Source organism: Afipia sp. Root123D2 (assembly GCF_001425835.1).
Taxonomy (GTDB): domain Bacteria; phylum Pseudomonadota; class Alphaproteobacteria; order Rhizobiales; family Xanthobacteraceae; genus Afipia.
This window is the reverse complement of record NZ_LMDP01000003.1, coordinates 440,355-461,903: the sequence shown is the minus strand read 5'-3', so window position 1 is coordinate 461,903 and position 21,549 is coordinate 440,355. Positions and strand designations below refer to the sequence as shown.

24 protein-coding genes and 2 pseudogenes are annotated in these 21,549 nt (G+C 62.0%); 10 read left to right on the top strand and 16 right to left on the bottom strand.

The genetic code is table 11. From position 1 onward, the window contains the following. Position 1 precedes the first annotated feature (1 nt). From modB to mepA, 5 genes are all read right to left on the bottom strand, one after another. Positions 2-697 carry a molybdate ABC transporter permease subunit gene (modB, locus tag ASC80_RS17400; RefSeq protein ID WP_056299821.1) on the bottom strand — a complete coding sequence of 232 codons (696 nt, stop codon included), beginning with the start codon at positions 695-697 and terminating at the stop codon, positions 2-4. A 3-nt stretch (positions 698-700) separates the two neighbouring features. Then, entirely contained in the window at positions 701-1,507 is an 807-nt protein-coding gene (gene modA / locus ASC80_RS17395) for a molybdate ABC transporter substrate-binding protein (protein WP_056299818.1), read from the bottom strand. A 170-nt stretch (positions 1,508-1,677) separates the two neighbouring features. After that, on the bottom strand, positions 1,678-1,878 hold the full coding sequence (locus tag ASC80_RS17390) for a hypothetical protein (protein WP_056299815.1): 201 nt from the start codon (positions 1,876-1,878) through the stop codon (positions 1,678-1,680). A 2-nt stretch (positions 1,879-1,880) separates the two neighbouring features. Beyond that, positions 1,881-2,090 carry a TOBE domain-containing protein gene (locus tag ASC80_RS17385; protein WP_056300935.1) on the bottom strand — a complete coding sequence of 70 codons (210 nt, stop codon included), beginning with the start codon at positions 2,088-2,090 and terminating at the stop codon, positions 1,881-1,883. Positions 2,091-2,243: 153 nt separating this feature from the next. Then, positions 2,244-3,167, bottom strand: a complete 924-nt coding sequence (mepA, locus tag ASC80_RS17380) for a penicillin-insensitive murein endopeptidase (protein ID WP_056300931.1) — start codon at positions 3,165-3,167, stop codon at positions 2,244-2,246. 369 nt (positions 3,168-3,536) lie between these two features. On the opposite strand from mepA, the gene ASC80_RS17375 reads away from it, so the two are divergent. Further along, on the top strand, positions 3,537-5,285 hold the full coding sequence (locus ASC80_RS17375) for a putative bifunctional diguanylate cyclase/phosphodiesterase (RefSeq protein WP_244487307.1): 1,749 nt from the start codon (positions 3,537-3,539) through the stop codon (positions 5,283-5,285). 92 nt (positions 5,286-5,377) lie between these two features. Here ASC80_RS17375 and ASC80_RS17370 read toward each other — a convergent pair. Next, positions 5,378-5,559 (bottom strand): annotated as a pseudogene (locus ASC80_RS17370) (YegP family protein). Positions 5,560-5,773: 214 nt separating this feature from the next. Next, a complete protein-coding gene (gene lepA / locus ASC80_RS17365; protein WP_056299814.1) occupies positions 5,774-7,579 on the bottom strand; it encodes a translation elongation factor 4 in 1,806 nt (601 codons plus the stop codon). A 175-nt stretch (positions 7,580-7,754) separates the two neighbouring features. On the opposite strand from lepA, the gene ASC80_RS17360 reads away from it, so the two are divergent. Beyond that, entirely contained in the window at positions 7,755-9,443 is a 1,689-nt protein-coding gene (locus ASC80_RS17360) for a glycosyltransferase family 39 protein (RefSeq protein ID WP_082512650.1), read from the top strand. Here ASC80_RS17360 and ASC80_RS17355 read toward each other — a convergent pair whose 3' ends face one another. The 5 genes from ASC80_RS17355 to ASC80_RS17335 form a co-directional block, all read right to left on the bottom strand. Then, positions 9,444-9,749: an HPr family phosphocarrier protein gene (locus ASC80_RS17355; protein WP_056299809.1), complete on the bottom strand. Its 306-nt coding sequence runs from the start codon at positions 9,747-9,749 to the stop codon at positions 9,444-9,446. Continuing rightward, a complete protein-coding gene (locus ASC80_RS17350; RefSeq protein ID WP_056299806.1) occupies positions 9,746-10,147 on the bottom strand; it encodes a PTS sugar transporter subunit IIA in 402 nt (133 codons plus the stop codon). Before ASC80_RS17350 ends, ASC80_RS17355 begins: the two co-directional genes overlap by 4 nt. A gap of 193 nt (positions 10,148-10,340) precedes the next feature. Continuing rightward, on the bottom strand, positions 10,341-10,802 hold the full coding sequence (locus tag ASC80_RS17345; RefSeq protein WP_056299802.1) for an HPr kinase/phosphorylase: 462 nt from the start codon (positions 10,800-10,802) through the stop codon (positions 10,341-10,343). After that, on the bottom strand, positions 10,799-12,496 hold the full coding sequence (locus ASC80_RS17340) for a sensor histidine kinase (RefSeq protein WP_244487321.1): 1,698 nt from the start codon (positions 12,494-12,496) through the stop codon (positions 10,799-10,801). The genes ASC80_RS17345 and ASC80_RS17340 overlap by 4 nt, the downstream gene beginning before the upstream one ends. A gap of 225 nt (positions 12,497-12,721) precedes the next feature. Then, on the bottom strand, positions 12,722-13,426 hold the full coding sequence (locus ASC80_RS17335; RefSeq protein WP_056299798.1) for a response regulator transcription factor: 705 nt from the start codon (positions 13,424-13,426) through the stop codon (positions 12,722-12,724). Positions 13,427-13,636: 210 nt separating this feature from the next. Here ASC80_RS17335 and ASC80_RS17330 point away from each other — a divergent pair, with 210 nt between their 5' ends. From ASC80_RS17330 to ASC80_RS17300, 7 genes are all read left to right on the top strand, one after another. Further along, positions 13,637-14,374 carry a HugZ family pyridoxamine 5'-phosphate oxidase gene (locus tag ASC80_RS17330; protein ID WP_056299795.1) on the top strand — a complete coding sequence of 246 codons (738 nt, stop codon included), beginning with the start codon at positions 13,637-13,639 and terminating at the stop codon, positions 14,372-14,374. Between the two features lie 197 nt (positions 14,375-14,571). Then, positions 14,572-16,188: a phosphoenolpyruvate carboxykinase gene (locus tag ASC80_RS17325; protein WP_056299794.1), complete on the top strand. Its 1,617-nt coding sequence runs from the start codon at positions 14,572-14,574 to the stop codon at positions 16,186-16,188. 262 nt (positions 16,189-16,450) lie between these two features. Beyond that, positions 16,451-16,696: a hypothetical protein gene (locus ASC80_RS17320; RefSeq protein ID WP_056299791.1), complete on the top strand. Its 246-nt coding sequence runs from the start codon at positions 16,451-16,453 to the stop codon at positions 16,694-16,696. Then, positions 16,693-16,959, top strand: coding sequence for a hypothetical protein (locus ASC80_RS17315; protein WP_056299790.1), 267 nt, complete (start codon positions 16,693-16,695; stop codon positions 16,957-16,959). Before ASC80_RS17320 ends, ASC80_RS17315 begins: the two co-directional genes overlap by 4 nt. After that, positions 16,956-17,252, top strand: a complete 297-nt coding sequence (locus ASC80_RS17310; protein ID WP_056299787.1) for a hypothetical protein — start codon at positions 16,956-16,958, stop codon at positions 17,250-17,252. The genes ASC80_RS17315 and ASC80_RS17310 overlap by 4 nt, the downstream gene beginning before the upstream one ends. Before the next feature lie 75 nt (positions 17,253-17,327). Then, positions 17,328-17,507: a hypothetical protein gene (locus ASC80_RS17305; protein WP_056300929.1), complete on the top strand. Its 180-nt coding sequence runs from the start codon at positions 17,328-17,330 to the stop codon at positions 17,505-17,507. A gap of 35 nt (positions 17,508-17,542) precedes the next feature. Next, positions 17,543-17,821: a DUF1488 family protein gene (locus ASC80_RS17300; RefSeq protein WP_056300927.1), complete on the top strand. Its 279-nt coding sequence runs from the start codon at positions 17,543-17,545 to the stop codon at positions 17,819-17,821. A 78-nt stretch (positions 17,822-17,899) separates the two neighbouring features. Here ASC80_RS17300 and ASC80_RS17295 read toward each other — a convergent pair whose 3' ends face one another. The 4 genes and pseudogenes from ASC80_RS17295 to ASC80_RS17285 form a co-directional block, all read right to left on the bottom strand. Further along, positions 17,900-18,736: an acyl-CoA thioesterase gene (locus tag ASC80_RS17295; protein ID WP_056300924.1), complete on the bottom strand. Its 837-nt coding sequence runs from the start codon at positions 18,734-18,736 to the stop codon at positions 17,900-17,902. Between the two features lie 147 nt (positions 18,737-18,883). After that, on the bottom strand, positions 18,884-19,243 hold the full coding sequence (locus ASC80_RS17290; RefSeq protein WP_283805053.1) for an adenylate/guanylate cyclase domain-containing protein: 360 nt from the start codon (positions 19,241-19,243) through the stop codon (positions 18,884-18,886). Next, positions 19,240-19,617, bottom strand: a complete 378-nt coding sequence (locus tag ASC80_RS24575; protein ID WP_283805052.1) for an adenylate/guanylate cyclase domain-containing protein — start codon at positions 19,615-19,617, stop codon at positions 19,240-19,242. Before ASC80_RS24575 ends, ASC80_RS17290 begins: the two co-directional genes overlap by 4 nt. Positions 19,618-19,759: 142 nt before the next feature. Further along, a pseudogene (locus tag ASC80_RS17285) lies at positions 19,760-20,567 on the bottom strand (tripartite tricarboxylate transporter substrate-binding protein). Between the two features lie 444 nt (positions 20,568-21,011). Here ASC80_RS17285 and ASC80_RS17280 point away from each other — a divergent pair. Continuing rightward, entirely contained in the window at positions 21,012-21,443 is a 432-nt protein-coding gene (locus ASC80_RS17280; RefSeq protein ID WP_056299784.1) for a hypothetical protein, read from the top strand. The last annotated feature ends 106 nt before the right edge of the window (positions 21,444-21,549 follow it).

The window sequence follows — 21,549 nt, the reverse complement described above, 5'->3', positions numbered from 1 at the left end:
GTCATTGTCCGTGCAGACGCTGGGTGGCGCGGCGCGCGAAGACTTCCGACGCAATTAAGGCCGCGACCGCCATAACGATGGATACAATAACCAGTCGTAGCGCCGCGGGGTCGCCGTCCGGCGTCTGGATCAGTGCATAGATCGCGGACGAGATGGTCTGGGTTTCGCCGGGAATGTTGGAGACGAACGTGATGGTTGCGCCGAATTCGCCGAGAGCCTTGGCGAAGCCGAGCACCATGCCGGCGAGGATGCCGGGCAGCGCCAGCGGCAGCGTCACGGTCAGAAAAATCCGCCACGGCGCCGCACCCAGCGTGCCGGCGGCCTGTTCGAGCTTGCGGTCCACGGCCTCGATCGACAGCCGGATCGGGCGCACCAGCAGCGGAAACGACATGATCCCGCAGGCCAGCGCCGCACCGGTCCAGCGAAAGGCGAAGACGATGCCGAGATGATCGGCGAGCCACGCGCCGACCAATCCGCGGCGCCCGAAGGTCAGCAGCAGCAGATAGCCGGTGACGACCGGCGGCAACACCAGCGGCAGATGGATCAGCGCATCGACCAGCGACTTGCCCCAGAACTCACGCCGCGCGAGCAGCCATGCCACCGCGACCCCGAGCGGGGTCGCGATCAGCGTTGCAACGACGGCGACCCGCAACGAGAGCTCGATCGCCGTCCATTCCGTGGGAGATATGTCGAACACGCCTTAGGAGGTCGGTTTGATCAGGAAGGTGAAGCCATACTTCTCGAAGATTGCCTTTGCGGTTGAGGAGCGCAGGAATGCGAGATAAGCGACGGTGTCAGTGTTGGCGGTTGCAGTCGCCGCCACGGGATAGATGATCGGCGGATGCGAGCTTTCAGGAAACGCACCGACGATCTTCACACCGGGATCGACCTTGGCGTCGGTCTCATAGACAATGCCAAGGACGGCCTCGCCGCGAGACACCAGCGTCAGTGCTGCACGCACGTTTTCAGCCATCGCGAATTTCGGCTGAGCGGCTTGCCACGAGCCGAGTTTCTCGAGCGCGGCCTTGGCGTATTTTCCAACCGGCACCGAGGTGACGTCACCGGTAGCGATCTTGCCGTCGCCGGCGAGCTTCGCCAGATCGAAGCCTTGCCTGATGTCGACCTTGTCGATCATCGAATCCTTCGGCGCAATCAGAACGATCTTGTTACCGAGCAGGTTCACCCGCGTCGCCTCATTGATTGCGTTCTTCTGAATGGCGTAGTCCATCCAGGCCGTGTCGGCGGAGACGAAAACGTCGGCAGGTGCAGCCTGTTCGAGCTGCTTGGTGAGGACAGAACTGGCGGCATAACTCGCAACGATCTTCACGCCGGTTTTCGCGGTGTAGGCAGCGTTAGCTTCGTCGAGCGCATTCTTCATCGAAGCCGCGGCGAAAGCCGTAACGGTTTTGGTTTGTGCGGGTGCTTTCGCATCCTTGGCGTGAACAATGGGAAGCAGCGGCGCGAACGCCAGCGCGGTTGCAATTAAAAGACGGGCAAACAGATTCATGGCGGCGCTCCATGGCAATCCGTCGCGCTGTCGCGCGGACGGATTCCAGCTTCGAGAAATAGGACTGTCACGACAGGCGGAAGCGCCGTTCCGTCAATCCGGCAAGCTTACGGCGTGCCGGAGGGTCGTCCAAAGTCACATTAGCAGGCGCATCACCAGCGTAAAGACCCTTAAGGCGAGGCCAGAGCAACTGCTATTGGCGGCGGAGCAGACATTTCCGCGCCAGTCGCGAGTTCCGGCAGATCAGGGACCGATAGCGCAGCGCGCTCCCGCTCGATCGGCCAGTTGAACTTGTCGCAGCCGACCGGATCGGCGGCATGTGCCTGCGCGACGCTTACGATCAGTGCAGCGGCGGCGAACAGCGGTCTCATTGTCAATCGACCGCTATCATCACGTCGGACGCCTTGATGACGGCATAAACCGAGCCATTGGCATTGAGTCCGAGTTCGTCGACCGCCTCGTTGGTGATCGCGGCGGTTAGAACCTGCCCGTGGCCGACTTCGACGCGGACATGCGCGGTGGTCGCGCCCTTGGTGACGCCGATAATCTTGCCCTTGATCTGATTGCGAGCGCTGATGCGCATGTCGGTCTTCCCGTAGCAGCGCGACAAGACGCTGCGACAGGTTGCAGGTCGATAACGGGACCGCGTCCCTCGACACGCGCCGCGCTTACGGCGCGACGGAGGTCACTCTATCAGGATCGCGGGTGACTTCAAATGTGGCTCGTTATGCGCCGATCAGGGCGTCGCCGCGACCTGTTTGCAGGCGGCCGGCAGATCGGCGAGCGTCAATGGCGGCTTCGGCTTTGGCGGTTTGGGCGGCGGCTTGGGATGGAGCACGGCGTCGCTGAACCAGTAGGCGAGGTCGCCCGCGCTGCAATGCTCATGATCGTCCGGTGGCGGCTGCGGCGTGCAGCTTTCGCTGCCGGCGGGACATTTGATCCGGACGTGGAAATGATAGTTATGTCCGTACATCGGACGCACCTTGGAGAGCCAGCTCCGGTTGCCCTTGGCTTCGCGGCACAGCGCCTTCTTGATCGCGGCATTGACGAAAATACGTTCGACACGCGGCTCCTGCGCGGCGGCGCGGATCACATCGAGATGTTGCGGCGTCCACACCTTCGGATCGATATCCAGGCGATTGGCTGCGACCATGTTGACCGCGGACATCTCCTCGCGCTCGTTGCGCGACAGCAGCCGGTTCGGCATCGGTGTCAGCCAGATATCGGCGTCGAGTCCGATCTGATGGCTGGCATGCCCGGTGAGCATCGGGCCGCCGCGCGGCTGGGACATGTCGCCGATCAGGAGTCCGGGCCAGCCCGCGGTCTTGTGAACCTTCGCCGAAATCTTTTCGATCAGCGCAACCATCTCGGGGTTAGCCCAATTGCGGTTGCGCGACAGCCGCATCACCTGCCACGTCCGCCCAGTGATGGGCAGCGCCTCGCCGCCGGACAGGCAGCCCTTGGCGTAAAATCCGATCGACTGCACGCCGAGTGCGGCAGGCGTCAGCTTGCGCCCAAAGATTTCCTTGGCCGCCAGATGCGGATCGTTGGGGTGAGCGAGCGCGGGCAGCGGCTTGGGGTTGAGTGTGCCGATGGTCTGCGCCTGAGCAGCAGTCGATAGTCCGGCGGCCGTCGCCAGCAGCATCACGCCGAGAATCATGCGAGGCAGCAGCATCCGCAGCTTATAGCGCAAGGTGGCCGTGAGGACGAGCCGCGATGGCTGTGCGGCCGAATTTTACCGCGTTTTAACTGTACCGCGGATTGTTCCGCCCGACGGATCGGAAATGCCGGAATATTCCCGAGGTTGCGGTGTCAGGCGGTCTGTTTCCGCCCTGATCCGAGTACGCGGCGGGCGCCGAACACGCTTTTTTTAAGACTTGCCCGAAATACTCGCCGTGCAGAATGCAAGCGGGGCTTACGGAAGATGCCGACGGATCGGCCAACAACAAAAAGCAGAATCAGGGGTCGTGCGTCTTTTGCCGGACGAAAACTCAAGACTGCAGGGAAACTGGCGCCGAAACGGCGCAGGGTGACGACGGCCGGTGCCGCCTCGCGCCAGCATGCCGATCGTGCGCGCGTTGATATCGCCGAACTGAAACAGCGTGAGGCATCGTTCCGCCTGCTGTTTGACGGCAATCCGGTGCCGATGATGGTGTGCGCCCGCGACGACGAGCGCATCCTCAGTGTCAACGACGCGGCGCTGGTTCATTACGGTTATGCGCGGTCCGATTTCGAGACGCTGAAGCTGTCCGACATCCAGGCTTTCGAGACCGCGACGCCATGGTCCGGCGGCCAGACCGCCGACGAGCGGGCAACGCGAATCTGGAAACACATCAAGGCCGACGGCTCGCTGATCGACATGGCGATTTATGCGCGCGACCTGACATTCAACGATCAACCTGCCGTGATGCTGGCGTTGATCGATATCACCGAACGCAAGCGTGCCGAGGCGCGCCTGGCCTTCATGGCGCAGCATGACGGCCTGACCGCCTTGCCGAACCGCATCATGTTGCGCCAGCGTCTTGACGAATCCCTGGCGCTGACACGCCGCAACGGCGAGAAAGTCGCTGTGCTGTTCGTCGATCTCGACGGCTTCAAGGGGATCAACGACACGCTCGGCCATGCTGTCGGCGACAAATTGCTGAAGTGCGTCACCAAGCGGCTGCGGTCGTCGGTGCGTGAGGAAGACGCGGTCGCGCGACTCGGCTCCGACGAATTCGCCATCGTCCAGGCCGGCGCCGGCCGGCCGGAAGATGTCGCCGTGCTTGCCAAGCGGCTGATCGATGCAATCGGTGAGCCCTATATGCTCGACGGCCACACTGTTCTCAGCAGCGCCAGTATCGGAATCGCGATGGCGCCGGGCGACGGCGACGATGCCGAGAAGCTCCTCAAGAATGCCGACATGGCGTTGTCCCGCGCGAAAAGCGAGGGACATGCGACGTTCAGCTTCTTCGAAGCTGAAATGGACGCGCGGGCGCAGAGCCGCCGCCTGATCGAGATCGACCTCCGCGCCGCGATCGAGGCCGATGCGCTTGTGCCGCATTATCAGCCGCTGATCGATCTCAGGAGCGGCCGCATCACCGGTGCGGAGGCTCTGGTGCGCTGGCCACACCCGGTGCGCGGCATGATCTCGCCAGCGGAGTTCATTCCGGTGGCCGAGGAAACCGGATTGATCAACGTGATCGGCGCGCTGATGCTCCGCCGCGCCTGCACGGACGCCGCGCGATGGCCGTCCGAGGTCAGCGTCGCGGTCAATTTGTCGCCGCTTCAGTTCCGTACCGGAAATTTACTGTCGATCGCGATGGATGCGCTCCGGCAATCCGGATTGCCGCCGAACCGGCTTCAGCTTGAGATCACCGAAACCCTGCTGCTGGAAAAGAGCGATCAGGTGTTGGCGACGCTGCATGCGTTGCGTGCGCTCGGCGTGCGGATTTCGATGGACGATTTCGGCACCGGCTATTCGTCGCTCAGCTATCTGCGCAGCTTTCCCTTCGACAAGATCAAGATCGATCGTTCGTTCGTCCGCGATCTCGATTCCAATCGCGACGCGCAGGCGATCATGCGGGCGATCGTTTCGCTGGGCACCGGCCTTGGCGTCACCATCACCGCCGAAGGCGTCGAGACCGAAGCTGAACTGAGCTATTTGCGCGCCGAAGGCTGCCATGAGGGGCAGGGTTTCCTGTTCAGCCGTGCGCGGCCGAATGCCGAGATCGTCCGGTTGCTCGCCGCGCAGAATGACAGCCATGCCGTGCCGGATATTTGTCTCGCAGCCGGCTAGGTAACAGCATGATTCCTGAAAAATCGCCGCGCACCTGCGGCGGCGGCGATCATGGCGATGGTTCAATCCTGAACGACTAAATGAAATCGGACCTACTTGGTCTGGTCGTCGACGTCGGCACCCGGCGCATTCTTCCTGATCGATTCGATGGCGCTCAATGCCGAAGCCTTCTGTGCGTAGCCTTCCGATCCGAACATGCTTTCGCCATTGGGCGCCTGAAACGGAAACGGAATTCACCAGCCTTGTCCTTGTAGACCTCGAATTTGTAAGCCATCGGATTCTCCAGATTCTGGGGCGTGATGCGCTGCGCGGGACCGCCAGCGCATCAATCGTCTGTCCGGTTCCGGATTGAGTCAAGCCGGATTGATGCGGGAAGAGCGGCCATGTCGCCGAGCTCGAAGCTTCAACATCAGGGAAACTCAGATCCGGTGAGGGAAAACGGTCGATCCGGAGATCGATAGGAAGGCCAGAGGGGCGGTCGTTCTGCCTCAGCTATCCACCTTCAGCGCGGCAATGAAAGCTTCCTGCGGGATGTCGACCTTGCCGAACTGCCGCATCTTCTTCTTGCCTTCCTTCTGCTTCTCCAGAAGCTTGCGCTTGCGCGTGATGTCGCCGCCGTAGCACTTCGCGGTGACGTCCTTGCGCAGCGCGCGCACGGTCTCGCGCGCGATCACCTTCCCGCCGATCGCCGCCTGAATCGGGATCTGGAACATGTGCGGCGGGATCAGCTCCTTCATCTTCTCGACCATGGCGCGGCCGCGGCCTTCGGCGCGGGTGCGGTGGACCAGCATCGACAGTGCGTCGACCGGCTCGTTGTTGACGAGGATCTGCATCTTCACCAGATCAGCCTGGCGGTAGTCGGTGAGGTGATAGTCGAACGAGGCGTAGCCCTTCGATACCGACTTCAGGCGATCGTAGAAATCGAACACGACTTCGTTGAGCGGCAGTTCGTATTTCACCATCGCGCGGCTGCCCACATAGGTCAGCTCTTTCTGGTTGCCGCGGCGATCCTGACAGAGCTTGAGCACGCTACCGAGATAGTCATCCGGCGTCAGGATCGTTGCCTCGATCCACGGCTCGTGGATTTCCGCGATCTTCACCACGTCCGGCATGTCGATCGGATTGTGGATCTCGATTTCCTGTCCGTCGGTGAGGTGCATCTTGTAGATAACGCTCGGCGCGGTCGCGATCAGGTTGAGATTGAATTCGCGGCTCAATCGTTCCTGGATGATTTCCAGATGCAACAGGCCGAGGAAACCGCACCGGAAACCGAAGCCGAGCGCGGCCGACGTTTCCATCTCGAACGAGAAACTCGCGTCGTTGAGGCGCAGCTTGCCCATCGCGGCGCGCAGCGTTTCGAAATCGTCGGCGTCGACCGGGAACAGGCCGCAGAACACCACCGGGATCGCGGGCTTGAAGCCCGGCAGCATGTCCGTGACCGGCTTCTTGTCGTCGGTGATGGTGTCGCCGACGCGGGTGTCGGCCACTTCCTTGATCGCGGCTGTGATGAAGCCGATCTCGCCGGGGCCGAGTTCGTCGACCTGCGTCATCTTCGGCGTGAAGAAGCCGACGCGTTCGACGTCGTAAGCGGCATTGGTGCCCATCATGCGGATGCGCTGACCCTTCTTCATCACGCCGTCGACGACGCGGATCAGAACCACGACGCCGAGATAGACGTCGTACCAGGAGTCGACCAGCAGCGCTTTCAGGGTCGCGCCGCGATCGCCCTTCGGCGCTGGCAGGCGGTTGACGATGGCTTCGAGCACGTCGGGAATACCCAGACCCGTCTTCGCGGAGATCATCACCGCGTCGGATGCGTCGATACCGATCACGTCCTCGATCTGCTGGCGTACCTGCTCAGGCTCGGCGGCCGGCAGATCGACCTTGTTCAGCACCGGCACGATCTCGTGACCCGCATCGAGCGCGTGATAGACGTTGGCGAGCGTCTGCGCCTCGACACCTTGCGAGGCATCGACCACCAGCAGCGAGCCTTCGCAGGCGGCCAGCGACCGCGACACCTCATAGGCGAAGTCGACGTGGCCGGGCGTGTCCATCAGGTTGAAAATGTAGTCCTTGCCGTCCTTGGCCTTGTAGGAGAGGCGGACGGTCTGTGCCTTGATGGTGATGCCGCGCTCACGCTCGATGTCCATCGAATCGAGCACCTGCTCCTTCATCTCGCGGTCCTGCAGCCCGCCGGTGGTCTGGATCAGCCGGTCGGCGAGCGTCGATTTTCCATGGTCGATATGGGCGACGATGGAGAAATTGCGGATGTTGGAAATCGGGGTTGTAGCCATGGGCGCGAGATAGCATCGGCACCCATGATCGGCAATGGCAATGGGCCGTTCCGGGGCCGACTTCCGTCGAAATGACAGGGATTTATGTCGTCCGCGACAGCGTGGCGTGGAACGCATGTGGGCTGGCGGGGATGTGTATTGCCGGTTGCGCCTTGGGCCTGCTAGCAACGCAACCATGTCAGACACATCGACGATCGGCCCGAAGCCCCGCACCGGCCTGAAATCCCGTCAGAAGGCGCGCCTGCGCCATGTTCCGGTCACGCGGCGCGTTGCCGCATGGATCGTGGCTGCGGCCGAGGATGAGCGCACCGGCTTCAGGTTCGTGATCGGCTTCGCCTTCGTGCACGCGCTGTTGTGGACCATCATCCTGACCGCGCTGAAGGGCGCGCAGGACATCCACATGGATGTCGCCGAAGCCTACGCCTGGGGGCAGAAATTCCTGCTTGGCTACGGCAAGCATCCGCCGCTGGCCGGCTGGGTGGCCGGCGTCTGGTTCAGGGTGTTCCCGGTCACCGACTGGGCGACCTATGCGCTGGCGATGGTGGTGGTGAGTATCGGCCTCGTATTGTGCTGGCTGATCGCGGTGCGGGTGGTCGATCATCGCCGCGCGATGTTCACCGTGGCGATGCTGGCGATCTATCCGATCTTCAATATCAAGGGTTTCAAGTACAATCCCGACCTGCTGCAACTGGTCACGCTGCCGCTGGTGGTGCTGGCCTATCTCAACGCCTTCGACAAACGCACCGTGCGCGCCGGCATCTGGCTGGGTCTTGCGGGCGCCGTCGCGGTCTTGACCAAATACTGGGTGCTGACGATGATCGGCGCCGTCGGTCTTGCGGCACTGATGCATCCGCAGCGCCTTGCATTCCTGCGCTCGCCGGCGCCGTGGATCGCACTACTGACGATGGCGGTGGCGCTGACGCCGCATTTCCTGTGGCTGAAGCAGGTCGATTTCGTGCCGCTGACTTATGCCGAAGGTGTTTATGGCTCGCGGACGTTCGCCGCGTCGCTGAAACTGGTGACCAGTTACGCGCTGCATACGATCGGCCTGCTGCTGGCCGCGTTCATCGCCGCTTATGTCGCCCTGACGTGGAAGCTGCAATGGTGGAAATCGATCCGCAGCAGGGGCGTGTTCCGCGAGATCGTGGATTCTGCGAAACGGCCGTGGGTGCGTGGATCCAATCCCGGCGTCGATGGCGTACAGGCGCTGAACATCTGGCTGATCCAGGGCATCGTCGCCGTCGGGCCGCCGCTCGGCGCGCTGGTCTTCGGCATCTACATGAAGACCGACTGGGGCATCTCGCTGTTTTTCCTGACGCCGCTGGCGCTGATTGCGATTCCGGCGCTGCGCGTGACGCAGATGGCGCTGATCCGCCTGTTGCTGATCTGGGCGATCTTCACCTTCACGATGCTGCTGTTGTCGCCGATCATCGCCGCGCAGCATGTGCCCCAGCACGGCGACCGCGCAGCACCGTTCCGGCCGCGTTCGGAATTCGCGCTGCAACTGACGGAAGCCTGGCGCGCGCGCTTCAACACGCGGTGGGCGATCGTTGCCGCCACCACCGAGGCCGGCGATTCGATGACGTTCTACAGCCCGGATCATCCGCTGACATTCACGCCGGGCGAATTGTGGTCGTCGGGGCTGACATCGCTCGAGAAGGCGATGCAATCGGGATTCATCGGCATCTGCGACACCACCGATGCTCGGCTGCCGAAGTGCGAAACCTGGATGAATGAGAACGCCGCCGACGCGGAAAAACTCAACATCACGTCGCGGCGCTACTTCCACGGGAAGGCCGGACCTGCGGTACGCTGGAAGATCTGGATCAAGGCGCCGCTGCGGCCGGAGCCGGAAGAGGACTGATTATTCCTCGCCGAACTTGCTGGCGACGAGTTCTGAGATCGCGTCGATCGCGGCCTTGGCTTCGCGTCCGGTGGCCGACACGGTGATCGAGGTGCCGATGCCGGCTGCGAGCATCATCAGTCCCATGATCGAGGTGCCGCCGACGGTCTCGCCGTTGCGCGTCACCGTCATCTCGGCGTCGAACCGTTCGGCCATCTGCACGAACTTGGCGGAGGCGCGGGCATGAAGGCCGCGCTTGTTGATAATAGGAAGTTCGCGGACAACCGCGCCGGCTTGAGAAATCTGCTCGTCCGGCGGTTGGGTCATTTTCCGGCGAGAACCCGGCTGGCGATGGTGACGTATTTGCGGCCCGCTTCCTGAGCCATCGCGATCGCTTCGGGCAACGGCTTTTCGTCGCGAACCTTGGCGAGCTTGACCAGCATCGGCAGGTTGATGCCAGCTAGTACCTCGACCTGGGGGCGGCTCATACACGAGATCGCCAGGTTCGAAGGTGTGCCGCCGAACATGTCGGTGAGAATGGCAACGCCATCGCCACTGTCGACGCGCTTGACGGCTTCGATAATGTCGCTGCGACACAAATCGGCATCGTCTTCGGCGCCGATCGTGATCGACTCGATTTGCTTTTGTGGACCCATCACGTGTTCGAGAGCTGCCCTGAACTCATCGGCAAGACGCCCGTGGGTCACCAGTACTAGACCAATCATTCAAGACTCCTCGCGGGCGCTTTTGATGCACCGCACGAAAGGGCCACATGTTGACCATCCCGAGCCTCGGCGCAAGGGGGCATCTTGACGTTCGCCCCCTCGGCGTGACGGAGCTACGCTGGTCCGCTCAGTGGCTATGTTGGGTCATATATGGTTACCACTACCCTTCCAGCAATCAGCCTTATGTCGCGGGTCAGGTCTGCAGGCCGGGTTGTGTGGTCATGGCCGCCACTACCAAGGGGAGTGGGGAAGCTCCCGCAGCCACCGGAATTCGCGGCAAATCGCAGCCGGAAAGGGTGGTTTTGAGCGCTTCCGGCAGCGGCAGGCGTTCGGCGTCAGCGGCGTCGAGATCGACAACAAGTCCGACGGTCCCCTCGGGCATGAAGTCGCAGCGGCGAATCCCGAGCCCGCGAATCTCGATCAGACCCGCGAGTTCCATCACCGCATGGACGGTCAGTTGTCCGCCGGTTTTCCCCAGCCGAACGCGATCGTCACCGATCAGGACGGCCGGCGGAATCCATTGCGCGCGACCGGCGAGAATCAGATCGAACGCCAATCTGGATTTACCCGAACCGGACGGACCGCGGATCAGGACGGCGCGATCGCCGACGCGCACGGCCGAGGCATGAATGCTGGTGCCGGCGGCATCGCTCATATCGCGGGCAGCCGGACCACGAAGCGTGCGCCGGCAATTCTTGAATCGCCTTCGGCATTGGCCGGCGCGGCGCGGTTCTCGGCGCGGATGCGGCCGCCATGCGCCTCAATGATCTGCTTGGAGATTGACAGGCCGAGACCGGAGTTCTGGCCGAAGCCGTGCTGCGGCCGGTCGGTGTAGAAGCGCTCGAAAATCTTGTCGAAGGCTCCGGGCCGAATGCCGTCGCCATCGTCATCGACGACGATCTCGATTTCGGATTTCAGGCGGCGGCATGTGACACGTACCTCGCCCCCGGGTTCGGAGAACGATTGCGCGTTGGACAGCAGATTGGCGATCACTTGCCCGAGCCGTGAATCGTGACCAGGCACCGAGAACGTGTCGTTCGCCACGCCTTCGAACCGTGCTTTCACCTTTACGTCGGTGCCGTACTGGGTTTCGTTGGCGACCGATGTCAGCGTCTCAATCAGGCGGCGGATGTTGACCGGCGCCGCGTCCTGCCGCTGCAGTTCGGCATCAAGGCGGCTCGCGTCGGAAATATCGGAGATCAGCCGGTCGAGCCTGCGTACGTCGTGGGAGATGACGGCAAGCAGGCGGCCGCGGCTGTCCTCGGTCTTGGCCAGCGGCAGAGTTTCGATGGCGGAGCGCATTGAGGTCAGCGGGTTTTTCAATTCGTGCGCGACGTCGGCGGCGAACCGCTCGATGTCCTCAATGCGGTTGTAGAGCGCGCCGGTCATGTCGCGCAGCGCGCCGGACAGATGGCCGATCTCATCGCCGCGACGCGAGAAATCGGGAATCTCGACGCGGGTCTTGATGCGGCGGCGGACGCGCTCGGCACTTTCGGCGAGCCGCCGGACCGGACCGGCGATGGTCGACGCCAGCAATAGCGACAGCACGATCATGACGGCGGCCGCGATGCCGAACACCTTGAGAATGGCGAGGCGCTCCGCGGTCACCATCTGGTCGATGTCGTCGCCCTGGGTGGAAAGCATCAGCGCGCCATGCACCGCGCGGAAACGCTGCACCGGCACCGACACCGAGACGATCACCTCGCCGCGATCGTTGATGCGCACCATGCTGGCCTTGCGGCCGTTGAGGGCTTGCTGGACTTCCTCGTAGCCGTTGCCATTTTCCGGACCGAGTTCGCGATATAGCGGCAGGTCGCCGCGGTTGAGCCAGGTGCGGATCGCGATCATCGTCCGCTCGGCGATGCCGGGTTTCTCGGTTGACGGCGGCGCAAGCTCGAAGCGCAGCACGTCGCCGCGTCCGTAGAGATTGCGGCTGTCGAGGGTAAGCACGCCGTCGCGGTCGTAGATGCGCGCGCGGGTCTTGGTCGGCGAAATCAGGCGGCGCAGCACCGGCGCGACGCGCTCGGGATTGATCGGAAATTCAATGCCGGACAGCAGCTCTTCGCTCGGCCCGTAGGTTTCACCGGTCTTGAGATCGCTTAAGCGATCGGGATCGACAGTGATGGTGTTGGTCTCGACGGTGGCAGAGGCTGCGATGGCGCTGGCAATGATCTCGGCCTGAACCAGAAGGCTTTGCGCGCGAGCGTCGATCAGGCCGGCGCGGAATTGCGAGAGGTAGAGGATGCCGGTGACGAGAGCGATGAGACCGACGAGATTGAGCGAGACGATGCGCCGGGTCAGGCTCGAAAAGGTGAGGGCGGTGAAATAGCGCCAGCCGCGCTTCAGCACCTCGGCAGGACGCCATCCGCTGCGCGGTGTCGGTTCGGCGATCGTCTCGACGGCGGAGTCGGCTTCAGGAGCGATCGACGGCGCGGCGTCATCGTCGGGATGTTTTTTTCGATCCAGCTGCGTTCGATCCAGCAATCGCCGACCTGCCTGGTTGTTTCGGGTGCGGCAGTCTATCCCGGATACGCCGGCACGTCAGCGCCAGCGCAGCCGCGGCAGTGGCGCGGACTATGCTGCTTCCTTGAAGCGATAACCCACCCCGTAAAGCGTTTCGATCATCTCGAACTCGTCGTCGACCACCTTGAATTTCTTGCGCAGCCGCTTGATGTGGCTGTCGATGGTGCGATCGTCGACATAGACCTGATCGTCGTAGGCGGCGTCCATCAGCGCATTCCGGCTTTTCACCACGCCGGGGCGGGTCGCCAGCGCCTGCAGGATCAGGAATTCGGTGACGGTCAGGGTGACCGGCTCGTTCTTCCAGGTGCAGGTATGGCGCTCCGGGTCCATGCGCAGCAGCCCGCGCTCAAGCGCTTTGGCGTCCAATTCTTTCTGGACGACGGTGGGATCCTTCGGGACCGCGCGGCGCAGCACCGCCTTCACCCGCTCGACCAGCAGACGCTGGGAGAACGGCTTCCGGATAAAATCGTCGGCGCCCATCTTGAGGCCGAACAATTCGTCGATTTCCTCATCCTTCGAGGTGAGGAAGATCACCGGCAGGTCGGACTTCTGGCGCAGCCGGCGCAGCGTTTCCATGCCATCCATGCGCGGCATCTTGATATCGAGAATGGCCATGTCCGGCGGCGAGGTCTTGAAACCCTCGAGCGCGGACGCCCCATCGGTATAGGTCATGATGCGGTAGCCTTCGGCTTCCAGCGCAATCGAGACCGACGTGAGAATGTTGCGGTCGTCGTCGACCAAGGCGATTGTGGGCATGAGCCTGCTTTCCGAAACTGTGTTTTGCATGCGTGTACGGTTCAACCAAGAAGCCGTACGAAATGTGGCAACAGAAGTTCCCAGCGAGCAACGCAAGCTTGGCTGAAATGTGACCGGGTTCCCTTGACCGGATATAGGGCCGAAAACCGGTAGAAAAACCCCTCTGGCCAACAAAAGCCATAACCGTTCAAAGACTTTGAGGTTCCGTCGATGAAGCCCTCGACCACATATAAATCCGCCGACCTGACCCGATCGCTGCTGCGGCGCAGTCGGCAGGGGGCTTTAGCGACCCTGATGCCGGGGTCCGGGGACCCCTACTGTTCGCTGGTGAATGTCGCGACCGCCCCGGACGGGACGCCGCTTTTGCTGATTTCCCGGCTCGCGATCCACACCAAAAATATCCTGGCCGACCCTCGGGTGTCGCTGATGCTGGACGAGCGGGCACCCGGGGACCCGCTCGAAGGCGCTCGGATCATGCTCGCCGGGCTGGCCGTGCCGATCCCTGAGGGAGAGCTCGAAACCGCGCGCAGGCGCTATCTGGCCGCCCACCCTTCAGCTGAAACCTTTGTCGATTTTCCCGATTTTTCGTTTGTCGGACTTCGACTGCAAAATGCCCATCTGGTGGCCGGTTTTGGCAGGATCGTCGATCTGCCGGCTTCGGATTTTCTGACCGCGACCGACGGTGCCGAAAGCCTGATCGCAGCCGAACCTGAAATCGTTGCCCATATGAATGCCGATCATTTGGGCACGATGAATCTTTATGCGACGGTGCTTCTCTGTGCCGAATCCGACGACTGGCGATGCACCGGCTGCGATCCGGACGGTCTCGATATGCAGGCCGGATCGCGCACCTTGCGGCTAGCGTTTCCGGCGCGGATTCAAACGCCTGCTGCGCTGCGGCAAACTCTGAAGGAGATGGCGGACCGCGCTCGCGCAAGCCAGCGGTGATGTCTGCAACATCATCGCTGCGGCATCTGATACCGCATAAACCAAATTTTGCCCGATCAGCTTGGCAAGTTCTTAATACGACACTAAGACATCGCCGTATCGAGGCTGGGACGTTATAGTTCTGGCACCCTGTAGCGGGCTGCGCGTTCTCGGCTTATCGCGTTTCACCGGCCGCAGATTTCTGGGAGGAGCCCTTCGTGAAAGAGACTGGCGTACGTAACGGTGCCTTCGGTGCCGACAAATTCGGTTTAAAAAAACTCGGTGGGGTAAACTGGAATCTGGGCACGGCGCCGCTTTATGAATACGCCCTCCGCGCCAACGAAGCGGAGCTCACGGCTGATGGCGCGCTCTGCGCCGAGACTGGTGTTTTCACGGGCCGTAGCCCGAAGGACAAGTTCACTGTCCGCGACGCCAACACCGACAAGACCATGTGGTGGGACGGCAACCAGTCGATCACCCCGGAGCAGTTCGAAGCGATCTATCAGGACTTTCTCAAGCATGCCGAAGGCATGACGCTGTTCGCGCAGGACCTTTACGGCGGCGCCGATCCGAAATTTCACATCAAGGTTCGCGTTTTCACCGAACTCGCCTGGCACTCCCTTTTCATTCGCACGCTGTTGCGCCGTCCGGAGATGGCCGAGCTCGCAAGCTTCGTGCCGGAATTGACCATTATTGACCTGCCGAGCTTCCGCGCCGACCCGAAGCGTCACGGCGTGCGGTCCGAGAACGTTGTCGCCATCGACTTCACCCGCAAGATCGTTCTGATCGGCGGCAGCCAGTACGCCGGCGAAATGAAGAAGTCGGTCTTCACCACGCTGAACTACTATCTGCCTGCTCAGGGCGTGATGCCGATGCATTGCTCGGCCAACGTTGGTCCTGACGGCGACAGCGCAATCTTCTTCGGCCTGTCGGGCACCGGAAAGACCACGCTGTCCGCCGATCCTAACCGCACGCTGATCGGCGACGACGAACATGGCTGGGGTCCGGACGGCGTCTTCAATTTCGAAGGCGGCTGTTACGCCAAGACCATCAAGCTGTCTCGCGAGGCGGAGCCTGCGATTTACGACGCCAGCATGCGCTTCGGTGCGGTGCTCGAGAACGTGGTGCTCGATCCGGTCACCCGCCAGCCCGATTTCGACGACGGTTCGAAGACCGAGAACACCCGGTCCGCTTATCCGCTGGAATCGATTCCGAATGCCTCGCGCACCGGCCGCGCCGGTCAGCCGAAGAATCTGGTGATGCTCGCTGCGGATGCGTTCGGCGTGCTGCCGCCGATCGCCAAGCTGTCGCCTGCGCAGGCGATGTATCACTTCCTGTCTGGCTATACCGCGAAGGTCGCGGGTACTGAGCGTGGTCTCGGCAACGAACCGCAGCCGGAATTTTCGGCCTGCTTCGGCTCGCCGTTCCTGCCGCGCGATCCTGCCGAATACGGCAACATGCTCCGTGAACTCGTTGCCAAGCACAACGTCGATTGCTGGCTGGTGAACACCGGCTGGACCGGCGGCAAGTACGGCACCGGCAGCCGCATGCCGATCAAGGTGACCCGTGCGCTGCTCACCGCCGCGCTCAACGGTTCGCTGCGCAACGCCACGTTCCGCACCGACAAGTATTTCGGTTTCGCGGTGCCGACCGCGCTGGAAGGCGTGCCGTCAGAGATCCTTGATCCGGTCAACACCTGGAAGGACAAGGCCGAGTTCGACAAGACCGCGCGTAATCTCGTTGGCATGTTCCAGAAGAATTTCGCCAAGTTCGAGAAGCAGGTCGACGCTGAAGTTCGCGCCGCCGCACCCGAGGTCAAGCTCGCGGCCGAGTGATTTCTTCAAAATATCTAAAACAAAAGGGCGATCCCTCAGGATCGCCCTTTTTTGTTGCGCACGCCAGTGTGCTGGTTGCGATGCTCCGCCGGCACTCAGCATTGTCGTGGCCAAAAAGAAAACGGCCCGGCAGCCTGGAAGCATACTCCTAGATCAGATGACTATGAATCCCCCGAAGACAAGGCGATGAGGTTGCAGGCTGAGGCGTTCAGCGCGGAATAAATAGATAGCTATTCACCGGGAAAGAGCGCACCGTCGCCCCATGTTCGATTATGGCGCTGAAGCAGAACTGTTTCCGAAGCGCCCCGGACTGAACGTTCGCAGAAAAATGGGATACCGGCGCTTTTCCCATGCCGCGGACGCGGTTCAGTTTGCAATCGAGACGCTTTCACCCGCATTGCTCGACGGTGCCTGTCTCGAGGTGAAGGAAGAACGGTTCAACGGCCGGGAAATCCGCTTGCTCTACGATGACACCCGGTTTCCTTTGCAAAGGAGCCCAGGCAAATGACAACTCGATCACGCCGGGAAATGGTGGTGTTCAACCATCCGTTCCGCATCAAGGGTATCGATCGCTCGCTCGCCGCCGGTTCTTATGAAGTCGTCACCGATGAGGAACTGATTGAAGGACTGTCGTTTCCCTGCTTTCGGCGCGTCGCAACCATGATCATGGTGCCGGCTGCCCCTCCGCATGGAAAGACGACGGAGATGATCTCGATCGCCTCGTTCGATCTGGCTGAAGCGCAGCGTATCGACGCAGGCGCGCAGCGGTGAGCGATCGCCCCGTCGATCTCGACAAGCATCGCGGCATGGCGGCGCAAAAGGCGACTGACATTCGACGTGTGGTGGCGGATGTCGAAGCGAATGCCAGAACGCTTCGGGAGCGCACATCCGAACTCGAAACCCAATTGGTGGCGGTGCCCGCAACCTCATGGCCGGAAGCCGCGGCAAAGGCCCGCTACGTTCTCAATCTTTATGTCGATACCCTCGGCAACCAGGATTCCCGGCACCGGGAACTGGTCGCCGCCGTTCTCGCCGATTTCGACCGGCTGTCCGTGGAGAACTGAAAACGTTCTCGACAAGTGAACCGAGACGCGACGCGCCGCATTCCGCCGCGCGCGGGTTTCATCCAAGGAAACAAGATGCAAAATCTTTCGCCGCGCCACGTCAAGACCGAGGAATCCCTTCGCCTCGGTGTCCAGTCGGGCTGGTACAGCACCAAGGTCAGCGGTACCTTCGTCACCGGCCCGCATGAAAGTGAAGGCGACTGCCTCAAGAAAATTGCGGAACTGAACCCTGCACCGGCGAAACGCAAGTTCTGAGCGCGAGGTCGGATTTGATGGAAAGGATCGTTGTCATGGCGCTCGCTCAGGGCGATTTCAAAGCCTACGATTCCGACCGGGGTGTCGTGCTGTTCACGATGAAAAACGGCGATGCCGAGGTGCCCTGCGCGATCAGCACCACGGCGATGGACGATCTCGATGGCGCGGCCAAGGCCAAAAGCAGCCAGCGTGAGGCGCAGTTCATGCGGTTGCGCCAGCGCATTGAGGAATGTGCGACGCGAAAATTCCGCGATGTCGAATTCGAGGGCAAGCCTCCGGGGATCATCCTGCGCAGCATCGATTTCCGGAGCTAACAAAGCCCCTTTCAGATGTAGACGCGAACACGCAAAGGGCAGCCTCATTGGCCGCCCTTTTGGTTTTGAGATGCGCGCTTACGCCTTGAAGTAGCAGACCTGCGTCGTGGTCGCGAGCAGGCGGCCGCTTGGCGCCCAGAGCTGCCCGATCTGATCGCTGTAATTCTTGTGAAAGATGTTGGCATCGGCGACGCCGAGTACGGTGGTGGTGTCTTCCGCCGCGAGGTCGGTCGCGTCGGCATGGAAAGCGGTGGTGAGTGACACCGTGCCGATCGGCACGATTACGCCAAGCACATGGAAGATGCGGGCGAAGAATGTGTCGGACATCGACAGCAGCGACAGGAAATCGACCGGTCGCGGCGTGGCGTCACTCAGCCACATCTTGGAAAACGCGCTTGCCGGAATTTCGCGACGCGTCCCCCCATTGTAATCCGGCGTGCCTTCGACGAAACGGAATTGATACTGCTGCGTCCAGTTGGCGATACCCGCGTTGGGCAGTGGAGCGATCTGCCCCGCGAGCGGCGCGGCCGGCATGGCCGTCTGTTGATGTGACCATGACTCGCGGCGGGTGGCGAACACGGCAGTCGCGAAGGCCACTACACCGTTATCCTCCTGGGCCAGTTCGGCCATCCAGTGCTGGCTTGAGCGGTTCGCCCGGAGGAGGCGGACATTGACTTGAAATTCTGCTCGCGCCAACGGCGCACAGAAATTTACCGTCACCGTCAGGGGATCGCCCGCACGGTCCGGGTGCTCGATCATCGCGCGCAGGAGCGTCGCGCCGGTCGCGCCGCCGAACGGGCCGACGAAGGCCCAGTAGTCTTCGCTGGCGGTGCCGTGTAGGCGGCCATCGATTGTCGTGGTTTTGGTGGCGCGGTCGAACGGATGGACGCTGTCGCCCGGCGTTTTCTCAAGCATGATTGGCTCCCGGTTGCGCTCACTTATCGCGAGATCGTCGCCGAATTCAATGACGCGCGACGTAAGGACGGTCATGCGCCGCCTGACGCGCAGTCGCGCCGTTTCCTTTGCTGGGTCGGATTCTGCGCTGAAAATACCGCTCGACGTTCAGGCCGGGAAAAGCCGCACCGACTGGTCGAAGCCTTTGAGGGCGTAGTCCTTGCCGTCAGCGGCGACGAGGTCACCGGCGCGGTCGCGAACGGCGCCCGTCACCAGAATTTCGCCGCTCTTGGCTGCGGCCTGCGCTCGAGCGGCGCGGTTCACGACGGTGCCGATCGCCGTCAGATCGCGATGGGTATGACCGAACTCGCCGAAATTGGTTTCACCGCTATCGATGCCAATGCCGATTCCGACGCCGGCGTAGTCCGCGCCGATCGTCTCGGTCAGCTGATCGTGCCGATCGCGGAAGCGTGTCTGGATTTCGCGCGCCGCAAGTAACGCCTGCGTCGCATGGTCGGGCTGCTTCACCGGAAAAAATTGAAAATGGCGAGAACAGCATCGCCGATCGTCTTGTTCAGCAGGCCGTCATAACGCCAGATCGCGGTCGAACAGTCGTCGTAGAAGGCATCGAGCAGCGACATCATCCGGGTGCTGTCGACGTGCTGCGTCAACGCGGTGTAGCCGCGCAGATCGGCGAACATCACCGTGGCGTCGATGGTGACGGCGCGCGCCTTCATCACCTTGGTAAATGCCATTTCGCAAATGGTGCAGGTGTTCGGATTCATTCGGCTCGGTCGAATGCCGAACATGCGCAAGGGCACGGAGAACGGACCGCGCAACGGCACTGGCAGATGCAATTGCTGCCAGCAGCCGATGCAGATGGTGGCAGGCTCCGGGGTCACGGTGCAGCCCTCGCGGTGGCCCCGCCAAAGCTACTCCCGTTCGCGCAATGCCGATACCAACCAATGGAGGTATGACGTCGACGGTCGATCGACTCCGGCAGGGCGAATCCGCACGCTCCTGCCGTCATCACGACAGGCTGGATCATTCCAGCGTAATATTCGCGGTCTTGATCACCTTGGCCCATTTGTCTGCTTCGCTGCGGATATAGGCTGCCATCTCGTCCGGTGTGCTTTGCAGTGGATCGATTCCGGCTGCGAGCAGCTTCTTTTTGATTTCCTCGTCGTTCGCCGCCTTCAGATAGGCGTCACGCAGTTTGGCGACGACCGCAGGGGGCGTCTTCTTCGGTGCGACGAAGCCCTGCCACGCCCACGCCTCGAAGCCGGGCACCACGGCCGACACCGGCGGCACGCCAGGCAGGCCGTAGAATTCGCCGGGGGAGGCGACCGCGATCGCCTTGATGCCCTTCAGTGAAAGTTGCGCCCGCGCGCTGGCGAAATCGACGAACATCATGCCGATCTGGCCACTGGCGAGATCCTGCAATGCCGGGCCAGCGCCCTTGTAGGGGACGTGGTTGATCTTGATGCCGGCGGCTTGCGCGAGCAATTCAGCGGCGAGATGAAACGGCGAACCGACGCCGGCGCTGGCGTAATCGATCGCGCCCGGCGCTTTCTTCGCAGCGTCGATCAGTTCCTTGACCGAGCCGACGTTGAGCTTGTCGGTGTTGACCAGCAGCACGATGGCGAAACGGCCTGTCAGCGAGATCGGCGTGAAGTCTGACGTTGTAGGACAGTTTCCTGTAGAGGCTGCGGTTCGAGGCATAGGTCGAAGTATCGCCGAGCAGGAAGGTGTAGCCATCAGGCTCGGCGTGGGCGACGACGTCGGCGCCGATATTGGTGCCGGCACCCGGCCGGTTCTCGACCACGATCTGCTGGCCGAGCGTTTTCGACATCGATGCGCCCGCGAGACGAGCGAAGAAGTCAGTGCCGCCGCCGGCGGCGTAAGGCACCACGAGCCGCACCGGCTTGGTCGGATAGGCATCGTCGGCGATAGCACCTCGTGTGACGAGCGCGGTGGCCGTGCCCAGCGTAGCGGCGAGAAACGAGCGACGATCAAATGACATGGAAAATCTCCCTGTGCCGCCAGTCGTCGCCGGCGGCTTTATCGCGGCGCATTGCGCGCCACAGATTGAATTGCGCAGAGGCTAGCAAGTTGGTGTGCAACCGAGAAGCTGGCTGTCCAGCCAAGATCGATCAGGAGTTGGACGTGGGCGTTCGATGTAATTTTCTTGTCATCAGAACAAATAAAGAACATATTAGTAAGTCTTTGATATATCGTCATGATTCGAGCCGTTGCGGCCCCATATCTAGGGCCTGTCCATTGAGTTGAGGACTACATGTCCACTATTGCCTTCGATCAGTGCGCACTGACGCGCATCGCCGATTTCGCCCGCACCCTGTCGCGGTTGCATCAAACCGCGCGTCGTCGCGCCGTCGATGACGATCAGTTCGACCGCGCCTTCAACGCCGTGTGCATGTCGATCTGGGGCTACACCACCGACGATTTCTGCGACGGCATGTTCTCCGTCGCGGATCACGAATTTCTCGACACCCTCGACGAGGCGCGGGCGCGGATCTTCGCCGCCGAGCAGGGATACGATCTGGTCGACGACGACGGCATTCTCACTGACTGGTGGGGCTTCTGCTGGATGATCCTGGCCGAAAAGCGCGGCCTGCTGACATCGGAGAACAAGGCGATCGCGCGCATGGAGATGGAGGAGCGGTATCTCGCCGCGCCGAATGTGATCGGCGTCATCGTCGGTCGGTGACGGATTATTCCCGGACGGTTCGCATTTTTTTGATGGCGGCGCGGGTCTCGCCTGCGCCCAACGCATCGGGAATCCGCTTGTCGGCAACCGCATCTGCTGTACCTTT

What these genes read in the sequence shown, in the direction of transcription:
- ASC80_RS17300 (WP_056300927.1), top strand. Translation starts at nt 17,543, where the DNA reads ATGGCGCTCGCTCAGGGCGATTTCAAAGCCTACGATTCCGACCGGGGT.
- lepA (WP_056299814.1), bottom strand. Translation starts at nt 7,579, where the DNA reads ATGGCTACAACCCCGATTTCCAACATCCGCAATTTCTCCATCGTCGCC.
- ASC80_RS17280 (WP_056299784.1), top strand. Translation starts at nt 21,012, where the DNA reads ATGTCCACTATTGCCTTCGATCAGTGCGCACTGACGCGCATCGCCGAT.
- ASC80_RS17360 (WP_082512650.1), top strand. Translation starts at nt 7,755, where the DNA reads ATGTCAGACACATCGACGATCGGCCCGAAGCCCCGCACCGGCCTGAAA.
- ASC80_RS17330 (WP_056299795.1), top strand. Translation starts at nt 13,637, where the DNA reads ATGAAGCCCTCGACCACATATAAATCCGCCGACCTGACCCGATCGCTG.
- ASC80_RS17345 (WP_056299802.1), bottom strand. Translation starts at nt 10,802, where the DNA reads ATGAGCGATGCCGCCGGCACCAGCATTCATGCCTCGGCCGTGCGCGTC.
- ASC80_RS17295 (WP_056300924.1), bottom strand. Translation starts at nt 18,736, where the DNA reads ATGCTTGAGAAAACGCCGGGCGACAGCGTCCATCCGTTCGACCGCGCC.
- ASC80_RS17305 (WP_056300929.1), top strand. Translation starts at nt 17,328, where the DNA reads ATGCAAAATCTTTCGCCGCGCCACGTCAAGACCGAGGAATCCCTTCGC.
- mepA (WP_056300931.1), bottom strand. Translation starts at nt 3,167, where the DNA reads ATGATTCTCGGCGTGATGCTGCTGGCGACGGCCGCCGGACTATCGACT.
- ASC80_RS17385 (WP_056300935.1), bottom strand. Translation starts at nt 2,090, where the DNA reads ATGCGCATCAGCGCTCGCAATCAGATCAAGGGCAAGATTATCGGCGTC.
- ASC80_RS17320 (WP_056299791.1), top strand. Translation starts at nt 16,451, where the DNA reads ATGTTCGATTATGGCGCTGAAGCAGAACTGTTTCCGAAGCGCCCCGGA.
- ASC80_RS17350 (WP_056299806.1), bottom strand. Translation starts at nt 10,147, where the DNA reads ATGATTGGTCTAGTACTGGTGACCCACGGGCGTCTTGCCGATGAGTTC.
- ASC80_RS17390 (WP_056299815.1), bottom strand. Translation starts at nt 1,878, where the DNA reads ATGAGACCGCTGTTCGCCGCCGCTGCACTGATCGTAAGCGTCGCGCAG.
- ASC80_RS17355 (WP_056299809.1), bottom strand. Translation starts at nt 9,749, where the DNA reads ATGACCCAACCGCCGGACGAGCAGATTTCTCAAGCCGGCGCGGTTGTC.
- ASC80_RS17315 (WP_056299790.1), top strand. Translation starts at nt 16,693, where the DNA reads ATGACAACTCGATCACGCCGGGAAATGGTGGTGTTCAACCATCCGTTC.
- modA (WP_056299818.1), bottom strand. Translation starts at nt 1,507, where the DNA reads ATGAATCTGTTTGCCCGTCTTTTAATTGCAACCGCGCTGGCGTTCGCG.
- ASC80_RS17335 (WP_056299798.1), bottom strand. Translation starts at nt 13,426, where the DNA reads ATGCCCACAATCGCCTTGGTCGACGACGACCGCAACATTCTCACGTCG.